We start from the raw sequence: 18379 nt of genomic DNA, 5'->3' as shown, positions 1-18379 counted from the left end.
ATGAAATTCAGTGAACAATGGCTGCGTGGCTGGGTTAGCCCGCAGGTAAGTCGCGACGAGCTGGTTGCTCGTCTGTCGATGGCCGGTCTTGAGGTCGATAGCGTTACGCCGGCCGCCGGTGTTTTCAATGGTGTAGTAGTTGGCGAGGTGCTGAGCACCGAGCAGCACCCGGACGCCGACAAGCTGCGCGTGTGCCAGGTCAGCAACGGTTCGGAAACCTTCCAGGTTGTTTGCGGTGCGCCAAACGTGCGCCCGGGCCTGAAGATTCCTTTCGCCATGATCGGCGCCGAGCTGCCGGGTGACTTCAAGATCAAGAAGGCCAAGCTGCGTGGCGTTGAGTCCAACGGCATGCTGTGCTCGCAATCCGAGCTGCAGGTCGGTGAAGGTAATGACGGTCTGATGGAGCTGCCGGCCGATGCGCCGGTAGGTGAGGATTTCCGCGTTTATCTGGATCTGGAAGACGCCAGCATCGAGGTCGACCTGACCCCGAACCGTGGCGACTGCCTGTCCCTGGCCGGTCTGGCTCGTGAAGTCGGCGCGCTGTATGCCGCTCCGGTCACCCGTCCGGTAGTGGCTTCGGTTCCTGCCGCGCACGACGAAGTGCGTTCGGTAGAAGTACTGGCGCCCGCCGCGTGCCCACGTTATCTGGGTCGTGTGATTCGTAACGTCGACCTGTCCCGGCCTACGCCGCTGTGGATGGTGGAGCGTCTGCGTCGTGCAGAAGTGCGCAGCATCGACGCTGCCGTCGACATCACCAACTACGTGATGCTGGAGCTGGGTCAGCCGTTGCACGCCTTCGATCTCGCCGAAATCAACGGCGGCATCCGTGTGCGCATGGCCGAAGACGGCGAGAAGCTGGTGCTGCTCGACGGTCAGGAAGTCAGCCTGCGTAGCGATACGCTGGTGATTGCCGACCATTCCCGCGCGCTGGCAATTGCCGGTGTCATGGGTGGCGAGCACAGCGGCGTTTCCGCGACCACACGTGATGTGTTCCTTGAAAGCGCCTTCTTCGACCAGATCGCCGTAGCGGGCAAAGCCCGTTCCTATGGCCTGCACACCGATGCATCCCATCGCTATGAACGTGGTGTGGATTGGCAACTGGCCCGTGAAGCCATGGAGCGCGCGACTGGCTTGCTGCTGGAAATCACCGGTGGTGAAGCGGGTCCGGTCATCGAGACCGTCAGCGAACAGCACCTGCCGAAAATTGCTCCGGTCACCCTGCGTGCCCAGCGCATTACCCAGATGCTGGGTATGGAAATGGATTCGGCTGAAGTGGAGCGTCTGCTCAGCGCTTTGGGCCTGTCCATTACTGCTGACGGGGCAGGGCAGTGGCGTGTAGAAGTGCCAAGCCATCGCTTCGATATCAGCCTGGAAGTCGACCTGATCGAAGAACTCGCACGCCTGTACGGCTACAACCGTTTGCCGGTTCGTTATCCGCAAGCGCGTCTGGCGCCGCAAGCCAAGGCAGAAGCGCGTAGCGATCTGCCTGAACTGCGCCGCCTGCTGGTTGCCCGTGGTTATCAGGAAGCAATTACCTACAGCTTCATCGATCCGAAACAGTTCGAACTGTTTAATCCGGGTGTTGAGCCGTTGCTGCTCGCCAATCCAATCTCCAATGACATGGCTGCGATGCGTTCGTCCTTGTGGCCAGGTCTGGTCAAGGCGCTTCAGTACAACCTGAACCGTCAGCAGGATCGCGTGCGCCTGTTTGAAAGCGGCCTGCGTTTCGTTGGCCAGCTTGAGGGTCTGAAGCAAGAGCCGATGTTGGCGGGTGTCGTTTGCGGTAGCCGTTTGCCTGAAGGTTGGGCGCAGGGTCGCGATACCGTCGACTTCTTCGACGTCAAGGCCGACGTCGAAGCGGTGCTGGGTTTTGCCGGTGCACTGGATTCCTTCACGTTCGTGCCGGGCAAGCACCCAGCGCTGCACCCGGGTCAAACTGCGCGCATCGAGCGTGACGGTCGTCTGGTCGGCTTCATCGGCGCTATCCATCCTGAATTGTCGAAAACCCTCGGTCTCGACCGTCCGGTCTTCGTCTTCGAACTGGTTCTGGCGGAAGTCGCGTCGGGCAAAATGCCAAAATTCCACGAGTTATCGCGCTTTCCTGAAGTGCGTCGTGACCTTGCACTGATTGCACACAAAGACGTTGCAGCCACGGCTGTACTGGATGTAATCCGTGAAAATGCAGGCGAATGGCTGACAGACCTCAGGCTATTTGACGTGTATCAGGGTAAAGGCATTGATCCTGATAGAAAAAGCCTCGCAGTCGGCTTGACCTGGCAGCATCCATCGCGCACTCTTAATGACGATGAGGTGAATACCGCAACGCAAAACATCCTCACCTCGCTCGAACAAAGGTTGAACGCCACGTTAAGGAAGTGACGTATGGGGGCTCTGACGAAAGCTGAGATGGCGGAACGTCTGTATGAAGAGCTGGGCCTGAACAAACGGGAGGCCAAGGAATTGGTCGAACTGTTTTTTGAAGAAATCAGGCACGCTCTTGAAGACAACGAACAAGTCAAATTGTCCGGTTTCGGCAATTTCGACCTTCGGGACAAACGCCAGCGGCCTGGCCGCAATCCGAAAACGGGGGAAGAAATCCCGATCACGGCTCGCCGTGTGGTCACCTTTCGTCCAGGGCAGAAGTTGAAGGCCCGAGTTGAGGCTTATGCTGGAACCAAGTCATAACGACGAGCTCCCCGTCATCCCGGGCAAACGCTACTTCACCATTGGTGAAGTCAGCGAGCTGTGTGCGGTAAAACCACACGTGCTGCGCTACTGGGAGCAGGAGTTTCCTCAACTCAACCCTGTCAAACGCCGCGGAAACCGCCGGTATTATCAGCGCCAGGACGTGCTGATGATCCGGCAGATCCGCGCGCTTCTTTACGATCAGGGGTTCACCATCGGCGGAGCGCGCCTGCGCTTGTCCGGCGATGAAGCCAAAGACGACACGACCCAATACAAGCAAATGATCCGCCAGATGATCGCCGAACTCGAAGATGTTCTGGTGGTACTCAAGAAATAAATTCCTGCTTTTAAATACTTCCAGTTTTCAAAAGCTTGCGATATATTCTTGATCGTTCCTCGAGATGAGTAACAGGTTTCACGCCTAGTCGGGGCGTAGCGCAGTCCGGTAGCGCACTAGCATGGGGTGCTAGGGGTCGAGTGTTCGAATCACTCCGTCCCGACCATATTATTCAACGACTTAGCCGCTTTCGAGCGGCTTTGTCGTTTCTGCCATAGTGACTTTCCGAGTGACCCTGGCGTTTTCCATCATGCTTCTCTCCTTTTCAGAATCGTCAGCGCTGGTGCGCGCGAGTCGGTTGCCGATACCTTGTTTGCCGCCGCGATCAGCTGATCCAGTTCTGCCGCCGAGAAGTGACTGGTGATGCTGCCGTTCTTGTGGCCGAGAAGCGCTTTCCGATCCTCCTCTGTCACACCTGCCGCACGTAGTCTTCTCCCAAAGGTGTGCTTCAAGTCGTGAATGCGGATTCTGGCAAAGCCGTCATGTGCCGGCCGCAGGAACTTCTCCTGCCATTTCTTCGCCGCTCGAATCCGCGCCTTCTTCCACGCCGAGTCATTCATGCGGTGAACCGTCGTTTCATTCCCATCGCCATCAGGCTTGCCAAACGGAAACACGTAGAGCGGATGACTGCCGCGCTGCTTCTCGATCACCGACTTGGCCACGTCATTCAAGACGACCAGACGCTCGTCTCGGTTCTTCACACCAGACCGGGCACTTCTTCCCCCGAATCCAGCTGGGGATCAGGAACACACTCGTCCCCAATTCCGGTACCGCAATCTCCCAATTCCACTGAAGCTTGCAAACTTCCTGCTCCCGGCACCCCGTGTTGACCTTGACCTTGACCTTGACCTTGACCTTGACCTTGACCTTGAACATGGCCATGGTCTGAAGGTGCGCCGGGAGTTCGGCGAACAGGATCGACTGCTCTTTCCATGAAGGCGGGTATGGCTTCCGGCTATTCGTGTTCTCGTCCAGCAGAGAGATCATCGGCACCACGTCGAGCAATGGCCGGCGCTCTTCATCCCGCCACTTTCGCGCACAAAGGTTCAACACTCGGATCACCCTTTGCAGCGCGATGTTCACAGTACGGTTTGTGACGGGCCTTCCTTCAACCGGGTGTAACTTCGACTGGATGTACGGCGCGAGCGCGTCGTCGTCGATGTGTGTGAGCGGCATATCACCAATAAACGGGTCGAGCTGCTCCATGTGGGTGGCCGAAATGTGGATAGAGGCCTGGTCCTTGACCTCCAGCAGGAAGCGAGTCGCCGCCTCCCGCCACGCGCTCCGACCCATCAAACGGCAACGTCGCACTCAAAGGCATGACCTATGACGCCCGCGTTTACACCTACGACAGCGCCACGGCGCCATAAGGACGGCACATGATCCAGTATCCGGAAGGCCTGCCGTATCCGCTGCGCGATGGCTACGACATGAACACGACGGACCCGGCCGCTCACACTCCACTTGGGAATGGAAAGATCATATCGCGCCGGAAGTTCAGCAATGTTCCGACCTTCCCGACAATCACTTGGGAAATGGACGACGGCCACGCGCAGCTTTTCATGGCCTGGCACCAGTACACCCTGAACGAAGGTGTTGAGTGGTTTGACTGCCCGCTCAAGACGCCGCTCGGCATTGTTAGCTATCAAGCCAAATTCAAAGAGATGTACAGCGGGCCAACTCTCGTTGGAATTTCCCGCTGGCGCTTCAGGGCCGTCCTGCAACTGCTCAAGCGCCCTGCTGTATGCGCTGGAATACGTGCTGCATTCCAGCATCTTCGACTGAGCGATGAATCAGGAGTGGCCTCGCCACATCGACTGATCGTACACCCCGTGAGCGCCAAACCTGGCCTTCATGAACACATGACATCTCCACCGGTATACTGCCGGCCTTTTCCGTCCCTAGGTTTGGTCGTCATGGTTAATCGCCGGCAATTATTAAAAATCAGCGCTCTCGGTACCGCCTCCTTTGCGGCGCCGTTGACGTACTCTGCGAGCAACATAACCATGGCCTACAACACCGGCAACGAGATCGGCTCAACCTCACCTAAAGACCTGTCCGATAACGCTCGGAATTTGGATCATTTGGTCAACGGCGATAATCCGTCTTACCTCGATCGTAAGGGAGTGCCCCGCAAGTCGTGGAAGGGAATGGAGAGCGAGTTCAGTGCGGATCAGGCTGACCGGATAGTCCAATTCCATGCCTTCATGGATGCCAGTGGTTATGAGGAGGCCATTCCGTACGCTCCAGGCATTCTCTTGGATCGAACAACAAAGACTGTCAAATATGATGGTGACGAATATAGGGTTAAGAGACAGTTCCTTCCACTGACAACCACCGACTGGGCCACTGATGGTCCAAAGCTGAAGCTAATTGGCGACGACTCTCTTCGGCAAGAAGCCGCCAATTTTACGGATCCGAGTAAAGGGGCTGGCCTCTTTGGTCGTGCAACCCGCCAGATCAACAGTATGACCGAGCTGCTCACGGTGCCAGGTCGCTACCATGGCGACTGTATTGACTTAATCTCGTTTCATGCCGACTGGGCGCCGCAAGCAACGCCGTCTGGAGGTGGTCGTTTTGTATGGTTGTCCGGGATAACTACACCTGCGCGGTTAGGAACTGTAGTTGCAGTAGGCGGCCTCAGCGCAGGACGCTGGATTCGCCTTGTTCCCGATTCTGAGCTTTTCGGTGAGATGTTCGGGGCTCGCGGCGACGGAGTTTCGGACGAATTCGTTCCCCTTCAAGGAATGCTTACCGAGGCTACTTTAACCAAGCGAAACGCTAACCTTGACGGGCGAGATTACCTTATCACCCAGGCGCTGACGCTGCGTACATATGCCATCACAATGGCAGGATCTTATCCATTTCAGGGAATTCCAGACTTCAAGGGTCGCAACGCTAACCAAAGCCGACTTCGTTATCCAGGCATAACCAATGGGCCGGCACTTATTGTTGAGAACGTTGTAGGGCAGCGCTATTCGCCACTCAAGGCCGAAGTGGGCAGTCGGATAACCTTCGAAGGAAGCGCTACGTCATGGGCTATCGAGTACCGTGGTGTTGGGCAGCTAAACACAACTGGAGCAATATTTTCGACTAACCGGTGGGCGCAAGTATTTCACAATAAGGATACGGGGCAGTATACAGAGTTCGTCATCTCAATTGATTGTCGCTACACGCGTTACTGCCAAAGCAAAGGTCGGATGATGAAGACTAATGGCGATGACAGTTTCCACGGCATCCGCTGGGAGCGCTGTGCGATGGAGCAAGACTCCGGCGATGTCATTGTTATTGAGAATAATTGCATCTGGTACGGCGCCCATTTCGATGTTCAGTTGTTCTCAAATGGCGAAATAACCGTATTCAAGAACAATAATTCCAACGTCAGGTACGTGGCGGACTGCCATTTAAATCTTACCTACGAGGCTAGCACTAACGCTCGAGCCATCCTTTGCGATGCCCCAAATATCAATCGCGGCTTGTACTTCACTGGCAATATCCGTGCTCTGCAGAAGCCAGTCCTGCTCAAAAAAGCATATCGGGTCAACAGCCTTGAGCGTGATCCATTTAGCACGGCAACCAACAACCCCAGCCTCGCCCCGAGATCCTTTGTCATAAAACCAGTGGTAGATGGGCAGATGGATATTACTGATCTAGTGGCGGAACTGGCGAAATGGGGAGGGTGCTTGATGCAGGTTATGTATTCCAGTACCAGCAATATTGGTAACCATTTTTATAGTGATCTCGTAGCCATTGGACCGTCAGGGAATTTCAACGCCGAAGCGGGGGCGCCAACATTAGTGGCTCGCTTATTAACCAAGAACAATATCAACCATGGCCCGGCGACTTATAGCTATATCGGGACAAGCTACCAGGTCAGGATGACAAATCCCAACTTTACCGTCGCCAATGGCTCCCAGGCGAGCGTGACCCTGACCCCGTTAGGGAATGTTTGGGGGAGCACGCCTGACAACAACATGATCAACGGATAATGTTGGTTATTCCCGATCCCGCCGAGTGCGGGATTTTTTTTGCCCGGAGAAAAGTGATGACTTCAAACCAAAAGGACCGAGACATCCTTGTTCGCACGTTGTGGGGCGAGGCTCGTGGCGAGAGCTTGGCCGGCCAGATTGCTGTTGCCTGGACGATCCGCAACCGCGTGAACGACGGCAATGCCAAGTCGTGGTGGGGGGAGGGCTATGCCGGTGTGTGCCAGAAGCCGTACCAGTTCAGCTGCTGGAACAAGAACGACCCGAACTACGCCTACCTGAGTGGCGCCAAGCAGATTCCGTTCCGCGAGCTCGCGCAGGCGCGGATTGCCGCTGACCAGGTGATCGATGGAAAAGTACCGGATCCCACCGCTGGTGCCACCCATTACTACGCGACCACCATGCCGAAGCCACCGGCCTGGGTGAAGGGCGTCACGCAGACGCTCGCGCTTGGCTACCACGTCTTCTTCAAGGATGTGCCGTGATGCCGTCTGTATGGCGGGTTGCCCTGGTGCTGGCGCTGCTTGCACTGCTAATGATCGGCAGCGGGACGGCGGCCTGGCGCTTGCAGGCAAACAGCTATGACAAGCAACTGGCGGATCAAGCCCGGCTCCCCGCCGACGACCTGACCGCTATCAGTAACGCGGCCGCCGCCCAGGTGCGTGCCGATCAGGACAAGCGTCTGGCGCTCGAGCAGCGCCTGTCGGCCAGCGAACAAATTCACTACAAGGAACTGAGCGATGCTCAAACGTACCAGGCTCGCCTGCGTGATCGCCTTGCCACTTCTGATTTGCGGCTGTCAGTCCTTCTCGACACCTCGGATTCAGCCGGTGGCTGCGCAGTGCCAGCCGGTACCGCCGCCGGCAGCGTGGTTCATGGAGGAACACGCGCCCGACTTGACGCAGCGCATGCTCAACGAATTGTCGGCATCACCGATGCCGGCGACCAAGGACTGATAGCGCTGGCGGCGTGTTAGGCGTATGTGAGGGAGTTAAATCGATAGGTTTTCGGGCGGAAGTATTAGGACAAAAAAATGGCAGACAAGCTACTTCTGTCCATTGGCATCAGACGTTTGCTCGTAATAGAACTCATATACTCGGGCTGCGTCTGCACACGCCTTCACGTATTGTGCAGTAGTCATTCCGAGCCTTGCTGATTCCATGCCCAGGAATCTCTCAAGGAACTCATCGCCACCCGGCATCTTGGTCGATTTTTGGAACTCAGCCATCTGCACTAGAGTTGAGCATCCACCAGTAAACTTTGCAGATATAAAGGCGCCGTGAATTTGCTGCAATTCAGTTTGATCGGCAACTGCCGCGCAGGTACTTAGCAGAAAAATGCCGGCCGTCCCGATGTAAGCTAAGACATTTGACATGCTCAGTGCCTCAACGAAGTTATGAATGCCTCGGTGCAGGGAGAGACGTCCGTACATTTGCTTAACCCTCATGCTGAGACATGAGTTTAGATGATCGTTTTCGTCTGCGGTGTCAGACCGTTCAGGATTCCACGAAGCCGCTCGGCATCGCGCTGGTATGCCATTGCCGATATGTCCAGGTCGTACATTCGCTTGCGGAGTTTGGCCGATTCACCGGAACACTCCCGTAAATTGGTCATGGCTTCATCGCGCTGATTGATCGCTTCAGTGTGCATCTCAACCAGTTTGAAGATCTTTTCCCGAGCCTGGCGCAATTGCAGGGTCAGTTCCTCAACTTCGTTTTCATAGATTCGGAGCTGATGTCGGCAGGTTTCGAGCGGCGTCGGGCTACCGAGCCACTCGCTGGTGCCTTCGATTTCGTAGGGGGCCATGGTTGTGTCTTACAAATACTGTTTTTATATACAGTAAATAAGGTCTGGCTGCCACGCGAGCGTGCGACGACGAGTTGCGGAGTTTCGGGTGATACTCGGTCGGCAGCACCGGAGAGGGCAGGGCCAATTCTTCAGCCAATTTATTGAGGCTGTTACTGGCAGTTTACTGGCATCTGACGATTGCTTTACGATCAGGTCCAATTCAAAGGTGGGGAATTTGATCTTGAAGGGATTTTACATTGCGGCTTTTTTTTTACTCGTAGCCACCTTGGTCGTTGGTGCAGTACTGGCGAAAGATGGCGTTCAATTGGTCAAACCGTTGTCCTCCATCAATGAGACCCGCTGTAATCGCCTTCAAGGAGTCGAACTAGAACAGTGCTCCAAACAGCTTGAGCAAAAGATGAAAGACGTTGTCGACGCGGCTGCCCCGATGGTGAAATAGCTCCTTAGAACTCGAGCTCCAACCCGAGAAGTCACTCCGGCGCCGTCATCACCGCGAGCGTCATCTTGATAAACTCTTCGTTCTTGTCGATGGCTTCCAGGGCGCCGCGTACGTTGTCGGCGACATCCGCCGAACCGCGCTGCTCGACCCAGTTCGAAAGCTCCAAGATCGCGGCTTCAAGGGCCAGTTGGTTTTCGTTGATTTTGAAGAGCAGGGAAGGGAGCAGATCAGAGTTTGGCATCGTGAATCCTCCGTGGAGTCTTCTGCGTAGCAGGGGCGGATCGCTGGTGAATTGTGTGGGGGTGAAGGTCGGCAGAACGTCGTGAGAAGTGTGCGCAAAACCTCCGCTGAAAGCCGCGGTTTACCGTTTGCGAAACCACAAAAATGCGGATTTTTTGCTGCTCTAATTAGGGGCTGTATTTTTTATAAAACAATGGGTTAGATCGCTTCAGTCCCCAGCATGGGGTGCTAGGGGTCGAGTGTTCGAATCACTCCGTCCCGACCATATTATTCAAGGGGTTGCGAGATTTTATCTCGCGACCCCTTTTTATTTTGTGGCGTTTTTACCCCTACAAAACCACTGGCTCTAGGTGGAATCATCAGCGGGTACCAAGGGCGAAATTTGCTTATTTTCGGCGCTTTTGGTCGATAGCCGCTCGTCAGGATGGGCTGCTCCCGTATCCAGGTGGCCCGCTCGGATACATATGTGTCAATGTGAGCGGTCAAATTGGACGCGCGGCCAAAATGAAAAATTCCTGATTCGCCATACTTCGAATGGCCCTTTACGGCCGATTCTGTTGAAAAAGTAGCTCCCCTGTCTGGCCTCCGGCGAAATCCCTGCATAGGCCGGCGGGGGATCACACAGCATGATGGGGCAGTTATCGAGTGGGCAGGAGCGACTGTTTTACTCCTTCAACCTTGAAGGTCACATCCCGGCCAATCAACTTCTGCGCAGTATTGATCAGCGTCTCGATCTGAGCGACCTGCGCCATTAGCTCGCCGATTTCTATAGCCCGATTGGGCGTCCGTCGATTGATCCTGAACTGATGATTCACATGCTGATCGTGGGTTATTGCTATGGCATTCACTCAGAGCGGCGGCTGTGCGAAGAGGCCCATTTGAACCTGCTGTATCGTTGGTTTTCCGGTTGAGCCTTGAAGATGAATTACCCAATCACTCGACGTTTTCCAAAAAACGACACGGCCGTTTTCGGGACAGCAATCTGTTTCGCTGGTTATTGAATGAAGTGCTGAGTCGCTGTATGGACACAGGTCTGGTCAAAGGCGAAGGCTTTGCCGTGGACGGCAGCATCATCACAGCGGATGCGAGTCGGCAGTGCGGCGTACCGGGTGATGACAAGTTATTGGCCGATGCCTATTCGCTAAATCGGCGCAATTCGCAGATCGGAATATTTTTGCTCAATTGCCTCCTATGAGTACGACCAAAGAATGCATTTGCAGGTCATGAGCCGACGCGCTGCCTATGTATTCCTGGTCCAGAGTGATGCTCGCGCATCCCGATATGGGAATTGTGCGTCCAGACAACCACCTTGGCATTGCGATCAAAGCGTGATCACAAAGTTTGCGGGTTCTCGAACATATGGCGGTTACGCAGGTTCCATGAGGCAGTATTGCTGTGACGGGCGCAACAAAGTGCTGTTTTTTACTGTAATCGAACATGGCCACTCGCCGATATTGCAGTTTTTCTGAAAAGCCCCTTCAACGTCAGCGCCTACTCCCCGCTGCGATGCTCTGCCGATAATTCCTCATCGAATATTCGCCATGGTTACTTGGTGAGCCGACCGCCAGGTTGGCGCTCTCAGTGCCTGGCTCTTGAATGAGGACACACATGAGCATTCGTATCTGGCATCAAAGTTTCACTGTACTGAGCGACCTGGGTGCGTACGACGAGGCCTTGCGTGCGCATTTTCGCAGGGTGGCCCGCCCCGACACCGAGATCCATATGCACGGCATGCGCCCGGGCACCTACCGCAGTCATTATCCGGGCGACGACATCAAGTATTCGGCCCTGCAGTACCTGCATGGACTGCAGTTCATGGCGGCGGGCATCAATGCCCAGCGTCAGGGTTTCGACGCCTACGCCATCAGCACCTTGCCAGAGCCGGCTCTCAAGGAAACGCGCAGCCTGCTGGATATTCCGGTGGTGGGCTATGGCGAATCCGCGATGCTGACCGCGTGCATGCTCGGGCGTACGTTCGGGGTTCTGGTTTTCATAGATGAGTTGGCTGAGCAGGTTACTGAAAACGCTACACGCCATGGCCTGGCTGGGCGGCTGACGGAGGTGCGACATGTCGGCTTTCGCTTTGCCGATGTGCTGGCAGGCTTCGCCGATCCCGCTGAGCTGATCGAACGTTTTCGCAGTGCGGCACGCGGCCTGATCGCCAAAGGCGCTGAGGTAATCATTCCCGGTGAGGCCCCGCTAAACGTACTGCTGGCCACCCACGGTATCAACGAGGTGGACGGTGTTCCAGTGCTCGACTCGCTCGGTGCATGGGTCAAGCAGGCGGAAAGCATGGTGGACTTGCATCGTGCCAACGGCACACGCACCTGCAATCGTGGGTATTTTTCGGCGCGACCAGAACCTGAGCGGGTTCGGGAGATCTTCGAGTTCTATGGCTTGGGCTCGTTTTTACAAGCAGGAGATCAGGTATGAATCGTTATGATTGTGACCTGCTGGTAATCGGCGGCGGGCTGGCGGGTTTCAGCGCGGCCCTGGCAGCTGCCCAAGCGGGCTTGCAGGTGATAGTGCTGGAAAAAACCGCACACACCGGTGGTTCATCGGCCATGAGCGGCGGTTGCCTGGCGTTCGCCGGCACCGACCTGCAGCGTGCGCACGGTATTGAAGACTCGTCCCAATTGCTGTTCGACGACCTCGTCGATGTGGGCAAGGGCGAATGCGACGAGGCACTGGTGAAGCTGTACACCGATCACCAACTGCAGACCTACCAGTGGCTCAAGGACAACGGCGTGGTGTTTACCGATGTCATCGAGGCCGCCTCCGGGCAGTCGGTACCACGGGTGCACAACGTTGACCCGGCCGACATGGTGCGCCAACTGCAATTGGCGGCGCTGGCAACGCAACAGGTAGAGGTTTGGCTACACAGCCGTGCCCGCCGTCTGTTGCGCGAGGACGAAGGCCGGGTGTTGGGGGCGAGTGTCGAGCGCAACGGCGAAACGGTCGAGGTCATGGCCCGTAAAGCGGTGCTGCTGGCCAGCGGCGGGTTTGTTCAGGACCGCGCGTTGATTCACCGCTTTGTCCCGCAATACGACAATGCGGTGTTTATCGGTGGTGAAGGCAATGAAGGCGACGGCCTGCGCATGGCTTGGGCCCTGGGCGCGGATGTGCGCGATCTGCCCTACATCAAAGGCACCTTCGGCAAACACCCCATGGACGAGCACAACCACCACGCTTGCCTGGCGGTTTACAAGGGCGCTATCGCGGTGAACCAGGAGGGTCGGCGATTTGTCGACGAATCACAGTCCTACAAGTTGCTCGGCGATGCAGTGATGCAACAGAGCTACGGTGTGGGCTACCAGATCCTGGATCAGGACATCATGCTCAGCGGTGACAATCAGGTACGTATCCTGGACTTCACCCGGCGCCTGGAAGAGGGGCTGTTCGTCGAGGCGCAGACGTTGCAACAACTGGCGCGTCTGATCGAAGTGCCCGAGGACGTATTGCTCGCCGAAGTCGCTGCCTACAACGATGCCGTGCGCCAAGGGCAAACACCGGCGTTCGGTCGTCAACACCTGGTACATCATCACGGTCAACTGCGCACCATCGAGCGTCCACCTTTTTATGCCTACCCATCGACGGCGGCGGTTTTCGGCACCTACTGCGGTGTGATCGTCGACATGGATTTGCGCGTACTCGATGTGTTCGCCGAGCCGATAGCCGGGTTGCTGGCGGCGGGCGAGATGATCGGCGGCTTTCACGGCGCCGCCTACATGACCGGTTCGGCCCTGGGCAAGGCGGCGGTATTCGGGCGCCTGGCCGGTGCCAGCCTGGGCAATGCGAGTGAGGGCTGAACATGAAAATTCTGATCCTGCTGGCGGGCGTGGCAGATACCCGTTTCCCGTTACATCCCATCAGTTTAAGTAGCGAGGCGTTGATCCAGGAACAAGGATCGCCCCGACGCCTGCTGAGCCCGTTCGACGAGGCCGCGTTGGAGGTGGCGCTCAAACTGCGCGATGCCCGGCCTGAAACACAGATCGACGTGTTACTGCTCGACGGCTGCAACAGTGAAAACCTGTTGCGCAGTGTTGCGGCGTTTTGCCCAGATTCGTTGCAGTGCCTGCAGCTTCAACCCTGCCAACTGTGGGATGCACGCCAGACAGCAGCGCAGATCGCCGGGCTGATCAAGCATGATTACCCAGGACATGAATTGATATTGCTGGGGCGTGAAATGGGTGATCTGGACGAAGGCAGCATCGCCGTCTTGCTGGCGCGCCGGTTGGGTCGACCGCAACTGGCAATGGCCCAGTTTGGCCAGTGGCAAGACGAACAGTTGTGGCTGATGCGCGAGCGTGGCACCGGCGAAGAATGGCTGCAGGTCGATCAGCCGTTGTTGGCCAGCGTGACCAATGATCGGCGCAACAAGCTGCGTCACGCGCTGATGAAAAACGTGATGCTGGCCAAGCGCATGACCTTCCCCCAGGTCACGGCATCGGTGCCGGCGCGCGTCGGGCTGTCGTTGTCGCAGCTTGAGACCGCGCCGCTGATTGCGCGAGGCGGGCAGTGCCGGCTACTGAGCGGCGACGTTGCTGAGCAGGCCAAGGCGCTGGTCGGTTGGTTAAAAGAACAAGGGGTCAACTCATGAGCAGACTGTTAGCGGTCATTCCTCAAGCCTGGGGTGCCCAGGCACTGGAAGCGGCGCTCGGTGCGGCACAGCAGGTCAGTGCCGGGGAGGCTTTTGCGGTTGTGCTGGTCAGTAGCCAGCCGAGTGCCGTGCACGCGCAACTGGCGACAAGGGCAGGGGCTCAATTGGTTTATCAGGCTGTGCACGCGGCATTGGGCGAATGCGACGAGCCGCAGGTGCTGGTGGCTGCTATTGGCGAAGCACTGCGGTCGATTCCCCGTCTGGGCAGTGACGTGCCGCTAGTGTTGCTGCCACCCGGTCCGTTAGGTGAGGAGCTGGCAGCGCTGTTGGCCGACTGTCTGGACGGGCAGGCGTTGGGCCGTTGTGTCGCACTGCGGCTTGAGGGCGATTCGGTAGTGGCTGAGCGCGCGGCCTGGGGCGGGCGTATGCGCATTACTCTGCGGGCCGCCAGAGGACCTGCGTTTGCCTGTCTGCGAGCTAGTCGGCCGCAACTCAAGGCTGAAGCCTCGGCCGATATTTTCAACCTCGAACTGCATGGCAGCCTGCCCAAGGCGTTGACTCTGGATAAACGCGAAAGCGGCCAACGCCTGCCGCCTCTGGAGGGCGCCAAGCTGGTGGTGTCCGGTGGACGTGGGGTCAATGAACAAGGCTTTGCCTTGCTTGAGGAGTTGGCGTTGAACCTCGGTGGAACCTTGGGCGGCAGTTTGCCGGCCGTGGATGCGGGTATGGTGCCAGTGCTGCGGCAGGTCGGCGTGTCAGGCAAGTTTGTCAGCCCGCAGATCTATCTGGCGGTGGGTATCTCCGGCACGTTGCAGCATCTGGCCGGGGTCAGCCTCGACAGCTGCATCGTGGCCATTAACCAGGATCCCGAGGCGGACATTTTCAAGGTCGCCAGCCTGGGTATCGTTGCCCCTTGGGAAACCTTACTGCCGGCGTTGCTTGATGGCCTGCGTCAGTCGCTGCCCGAATAGAGTCAGCTGCAAGCGTTGAACAAAAAATGCCAGCCACCAAGTGGGCTGGCATTTTTTTATCGCCTTCATCTGTGCGTCAGTTCAGCCCGCGGCGCCCTTGCCGAACTGCGATGCTGGCGTCTGAGGGGGGGCGGCGCTGAGCGTCCAGGGTGGCCAGAATGAATTCGATAAAGGCCCGGGTACGCGGCGCAACAAAGCGCGCCTTGGGGGTCACGGTGTAGAAGTTGCGGCTGCCGGTACTCCAGTCGGGGAACAATTCCACCAGCTCTCCGCTGCGGATCAGCCCGTTGACGAATACGTCCAGTACGTAAATGACGCCTTGCTCGGCCAGGGCGGCCTGGATCAATGCGTCGGTGCTGTTGAAGTGCAGTTCGCCCCGCGGGGTCAGTTGGTGATGTTCGCCCTCGCAGGCAAACGTCCAGTCCGACACGGTATAGCGACCAGCGCCAAAAATGCCCAGGCAATGCTGCGGCAACAGCGCCTGCGGTTGGTGTGGCGTGCCGATGCGCTTGAGCAGACCGGGTGCGGCGCAGGCCACGTAGTGCGCCTGATAAAGCGGTCGGGCGACGAGGTCGGCGTCATTGACCGAGTCAATGCGAATGGCCACGTCGGTGCCCGTGGCGATCAGGTCTTCGGCATGGTCGGTCTGGCGCAGCGCCACGGATAATCCGGGATGTTGCGCGGTAAAGGCCGGTAACGCCGGGCACAGCAGGGCGCGAGCGAAGGCAGCCGGTGACTCGATGCACAACTGCCCGCTGATCTCGCCTTTCTTTTGCCTGACCTGGGCCTCCATGTCAGCAATTTGCTGCAGTACCTGATTGCACTGCTCGAAGTAACCTTCGCCGTCATCGGTCAGGCGCAACGAGCGGGTGTTGCGCGACAACAGAGTCACCCCCAGGTAGTTCTCCAGGTTGCGCACGCTGGAGGTCACGGTGGCATTGGCGATATCCAGCGACTCGGCGGCGCGGCTGAAACTGCCGCATTCCACTACACGCACGAACACCTGCATTGCCCAGAGTCTGTCCATCGGTTTTCACCTTTTTCTAATAGCCCATTAGCCGCGTCACGCTCGAACCCTGGGGCAGCGATTTCTATAGTACCAGCCACCAAGTGAGGAACTACCTATGGCTGAGTTGAATTTCGATCTGATTGTGCTGGGCTGCGGAGTCGCCGGTTTGTCGGCAGCGGTGGCGGGGGCCGAACGTGGCTTGCGCGTGGCGGTTCTGGAGCGGGCCTGCCGTGAAGAGCGCGGCGGACAGAGTCGCTTTACCGAGGCTTATCTGCGGATGAAAAGCCATTCGCAGGTGACCGATGATTTCGACACATTCCTGGCCGAGCATTCCGGGTATTACCAGGACCCTGATTTCGTCGCTGAGACTCTCGCCGATCGTGCCGACTGGTCGGCGCAAACTCGCGCGCTGGGTTCGGTCGATGCGTCGGTGATCAGTACCTTTGCCGAGCAAGTGCCGGGCACCATCGAATGGTTGAAGGGCAACGGCGTGAAATTTGACTTTCTGCCCACTCAGTTTTTGACCAGCACCCAACCGCGTCTGTTGCCGGTAGGCGGTGGTGAAGCCATTGTCGAAGCTCTGGCGGCAAAGGCTGAGGCCCTGGGTGCGGAGTTTTTCTACGAAACCTCCGGGCGTCAGTTGTTGACCGAAGGCTTCGCCACGGTCACCGGCATCCGGGCGCTGTCACGTCAGTATGGCGATCTGGTCTTTCACGGTGCGGTGGTATTGGCCAGTGGTGGTTTTGAAGGAAACACCGAAATGCTGGGTCGCTACCTGGGACCGCGATCGGTGTACCTGCGCCCAGTGTGCAAGGGTGCCTATTACAACCGCGGCGAAGGCATCCAGATGGCGCTGGACATGGGTGCGGCGCCTAGCGGTGAATACGGCAGTTATCACGCCGAACCGGTAGACCCGCGCTCGGGCATCTCCGAACCGTCGATTTTTGTCTTCCCTTACGGGGTGCTGGTCAACAAGCAGGGGCGACGCTTCACTGACGAAGCACCGGGAACGGTCGATGCCTGGTACGAGCGCGTGACGCGGCAGATTTACCAACAGGATGAAGGCATTGCCTGGGTGATTCTCGATCAGAAGGTAAAGGACGTACCCAACTACCGTCTGGCGATCCGCACCGATCAGGCCGCAGTCGAAGGCGCAAGCCTGGTCGAGTTGGCCGATAAATTGGGGATCTGCGCGAACACTTTGCAGGACACGGTTAGCCGCTACAACGCTGCCTGCCGTCCCGGCGATTACCAACCCTTGCAGCTCGATGGCGTGGCCACGGTCGGTCTTGAACCGCCCAAAAGCAACTGGGCCCTGCCATTGGATGCGGGACCGTATTTCGCCTACCCGATCATCTCTGCCAACGTCTTCACCTTCGGCGGCCTCAAGGTCGATGAGCGAGCGCAGGTGATCAACGCCGATGGTCAGCCGATCGGCAACCTTTACGCAGCCGGTGAAACCGTGGGCTTGTACTTTGGCAACTACGCGGGCGGCACTTCCGTGCTCAAGGGCTTGGTGTTTGGCCGTCTGGCCGGTCAGGCCGCAGCGCAGCAGCGGGGTATGCAATGAACGTCGCGGTAGTGACCGGCGCCGGCGGCGCCATTGGCAGCGCCGTGTGCAAACTGCTGACCAGTGAAGGCTGGCAGGTAGCGGCGCTGGACCTGGCTGAGCCGCGGGTGCTCGGCCCGAACATGCGCTTCTACTCCTGCGACGTGGCCTCACGCATCGCTGTGCGCGATGTGGTCGAAGACATCGAGGATCATATGGGCCCTATCACCGCGCTGGTCAATGTCGCGGGAGTCTTGTCCACCGGCAGTGCGCTGGAACTCAAAGTCAGCGAGTTTGAACGGGTGATGCGGGTCAACGTGCAGGGCACGTTGATTCCTTGTCAATTGATCGGCCAACTCATGGCCGAGCGCAAGCAGGGCTGCATCGTCAACATCGGTTCGGTGGTCGGCAAGAACGGTGGCAACGCCCGTCCATGGCTGGATGCCAACGAACAGACGCGGGCCGGCGGCGTCGCCTACGGGATGTCGAAAGCGGCGGTACACAGCATGACCCTGTTCCTGGCCAAGGAGCTGGCAAGTGCCGGTGTGCGGGTCAATGCGGTGGCGCCGGGACCGATCGCTACCGAAATGACCACTGCCTTTCCCGAGAATTTGCGGGCTCTGATCCCCTTGGGGCGCATGGGGCGCGCGGACGAAGTGGCGGCGGCCGTCAGCTTCTTGCTGTCGGACAAAGCCGGATTTATCAGCGGGGAAATCCTCGACATCAACGGTGCACTGTGGTGCGACTGATTCAA

16 protein-coding genes, 1 tRNA gene and 2 pseudogenes are annotated in these 18379 nt (G+C 57.7%); 14 read left to right on the top strand and 5 right to left on the bottom strand.

Annotated elements, in window-relative coordinates:
* The 4 genes from pheT (at position 1) to AB4Z35_RS08535 (ending at position 3188) form a co-directional block, all read left to right on the top strand.
* Complete coding sequence (gene pheT, locus AB4Z35_RS08550) at positions 1 to 2379, top strand: phenylalanine--tRNA ligase subunit beta (RefSeq protein ID WP_442096672.1); 2379 nt, start codon at positions 1 to 3, stop codon at positions 2377 to 2379.
* A 3-nt stretch (positions 2380 to 2382) separates the two neighbouring features.
* A complete protein-coding gene (gene ihfA / locus AB4Z35_RS08545) occupies positions 2383 to 2685 on the top strand; it encodes an integration host factor subunit alpha (protein ID WP_002553164.1) in 303 nt (100 codons plus the stop codon).
* Positions 2666 to 3022 carry a MerR family transcriptional regulator gene (locus tag AB4Z35_RS08540; protein ID WP_003179985.1) on the top strand — a complete coding sequence of 119 codons (357 nt, stop codon included), beginning with the start codon at positions 2666 to 2668 and terminating at the stop codon, positions 3020 to 3022. Before ihfA ends, AB4Z35_RS08540 begins: the two co-directional genes overlap by 20 nt.
* Positions 3023 to 3111: 89 nt before the next feature.
* Positions 3112 to 3188: transfer RNA gene (locus tag AB4Z35_RS08535), tRNA-Pro, on the top strand.
* Between the two features lie 82 nt (positions 3189 to 3270).
* Here AB4Z35_RS08535 and AB4Z35_RS08530 read toward each other — a convergent pair.
* Positions 3271 to 4300 (bottom strand): annotated as a pseudogene (locus tag AB4Z35_RS08530) (tyrosine-type recombinase/integrase); the annotation flags it as partial.
* 101 nt (positions 4301 to 4401) lie between these two features.
* Between AB4Z35_RS08530 and AB4Z35_RS08525 the strand changes: the two are divergent.
* From AB4Z35_RS08525 to AB4Z35_RS08515, 3 genes are read left to right on the top strand one after another with little or no spacing between them, the layout of a single operon-like run.
* Entirely contained in the window at positions 4402 to 7011 is a 2610-nt protein-coding gene (locus AB4Z35_RS08525) for a hypothetical protein (RefSeq protein WP_442096671.1), read from the top strand.
* Between the two features lie 56 nt (positions 7012 to 7067).
* A complete protein-coding gene (locus tag AB4Z35_RS08520; RefSeq protein WP_442096670.1) occupies positions 7068 to 7493 on the top strand; it encodes a cell wall hydrolase in 426 nt (141 codons plus the stop codon).
* Positions 7493 to 7984, top strand: coding sequence for a lysis protein (locus tag AB4Z35_RS08515; RefSeq protein WP_442096669.1), 492 nt, complete (start codon positions 7493 to 7495; stop codon positions 7982 to 7984). Before AB4Z35_RS08520 ends, AB4Z35_RS08515 begins: the two co-directional genes overlap by 1 nt.
* Before the next feature lie 69 nt (positions 7985 to 8053).
* Here the strand turns inward: AB4Z35_RS08515 and AB4Z35_RS08510 are convergent, their stop codons facing one another.
* The 3 genes from AB4Z35_RS08510 to AB4Z35_RS08500 all read right to left on the bottom strand — a co-directional run bounded on the left by AB4Z35_RS08510 (position 8054) and on the right by AB4Z35_RS08500 (position 9497).
* The gene (locus tag AB4Z35_RS08510) at positions 8054 to 8440 is read right to left on the bottom strand and encodes a hypothetical protein (RefSeq protein ID WP_442096668.1); all 387 of its coding nucleotides are present in this window, start codon (positions 8438 to 8440) and stop codon (positions 8054 to 8056) included.
* Positions 8441 to 8469: 29 nt separating this feature from the next.
* Positions 8470 to 8814, bottom strand: coding sequence for a hypothetical protein (locus AB4Z35_RS08505; protein WP_442096667.1), 345 nt, complete (start codon positions 8812 to 8814; stop codon positions 8470 to 8472).
* 473 nt (positions 8815 to 9287) lie between these two features.
* A complete protein-coding gene (locus AB4Z35_RS08500; RefSeq protein WP_442096666.1) occupies positions 9288 to 9497 on the bottom strand; it encodes a hypothetical protein in 210 nt (69 codons plus the stop codon).
* A 625-nt stretch (positions 9498 to 10122) separates the two neighbouring features.
* Here AB4Z35_RS08500 and AB4Z35_RS08495 point away from each other — a divergent pair.
* The 5 genes and pseudogenes from AB4Z35_RS08495 to AB4Z35_RS08475 form a co-directional block, all read left to right on the top strand.
* A pseudogene (locus AB4Z35_RS08495) lies at positions 10123 to 10613 on the top strand (transposase); the annotation flags it as partial.
* Between the two features lie 491 nt (positions 10614 to 11104).
* Positions 11105 to 11929 carry an aspartate/glutamate racemase family protein gene (locus AB4Z35_RS08490; RefSeq protein ID WP_442096665.1) on the top strand — a complete coding sequence of 275 codons (825 nt, stop codon included), beginning with the start codon at positions 11105 to 11107 and terminating at the stop codon, positions 11927 to 11929.
* Positions 11926 to 13305: an FAD-dependent oxidoreductase gene (locus tag AB4Z35_RS08485; RefSeq protein WP_442096664.1), complete on the top strand. Its 1380-nt coding sequence runs from the start codon at positions 11926 to 11928 to the stop codon at positions 13303 to 13305. Before AB4Z35_RS08490 ends, AB4Z35_RS08485 begins: the two co-directional genes overlap by 4 nt.
* 2 nt (positions 13306 to 13307) lie before the next feature.
* A complete protein-coding gene (locus tag AB4Z35_RS08480) occupies positions 13308 to 14096 on the top strand; it encodes an electron transfer flavoprotein subunit beta/FixA family protein (protein WP_442096663.1) in 789 nt (262 codons plus the stop codon).
* Complete coding sequence (locus tag AB4Z35_RS08475; RefSeq protein WP_442096662.1) at positions 14093 to 15067, top strand: electron transfer flavoprotein subunit alpha/FixB family protein; 975 nt, start codon at positions 14093 to 14095, stop codon at positions 15065 to 15067. Before AB4Z35_RS08480 ends, AB4Z35_RS08475 begins: the two co-directional genes overlap by 4 nt.
* A 76-nt stretch (positions 15068 to 15143) precedes the next feature.
* On the opposite strand, the gene AB4Z35_RS08470 is transcribed toward AB4Z35_RS08475, so the two are convergent.
* The gene (locus AB4Z35_RS08470) at positions 15144 to 16094 is read right to left on the bottom strand and encodes a LysR family transcriptional regulator (RefSeq protein ID WP_008002741.1); all 951 of its coding nucleotides are present in this window, start codon (positions 16092 to 16094) and stop codon (positions 15144 to 15146) included.
* A 97-nt stretch (positions 16095 to 16191) separates the two neighbouring features.
* On the opposite strand from AB4Z35_RS08470, the gene AB4Z35_RS08465 reads away from it, so the two are divergent.
* Both AB4Z35_RS08465 and AB4Z35_RS08460 read left to right on the top strand, forming a co-directional pair.
* Positions 16192 to 17646: an FAD-dependent oxidoreductase gene (locus tag AB4Z35_RS08465; RefSeq protein ID WP_442096661.1), complete on the top strand. Its 1455-nt coding sequence runs from the start codon at positions 16192 to 16194 to the stop codon at positions 17644 to 17646.
* Positions 17643 to 18374, top strand: coding sequence for an SDR family NAD(P)-dependent oxidoreductase (locus AB4Z35_RS08460; protein WP_442096660.1), 732 nt, complete (start codon positions 17643 to 17645; stop codon positions 18372 to 18374). The genes AB4Z35_RS08465 and AB4Z35_RS08460 overlap by 4 nt, the downstream gene beginning before the upstream one ends.
* Positions 18375 to 18379 lie beyond the last annotated feature (5 nt).

This window comes from Pseudomonas sp. KB_15 (assembly GCF_052114525.1).
GTDB lineage: Bacteria > Pseudomonadota > Gammaproteobacteria > Pseudomonadales > Pseudomonadaceae > Aquipseudomonas.
Note: the sequence above shows the minus strand (reverse complement) of the source record. Positions and strands in the feature narration are given on the sequence as shown.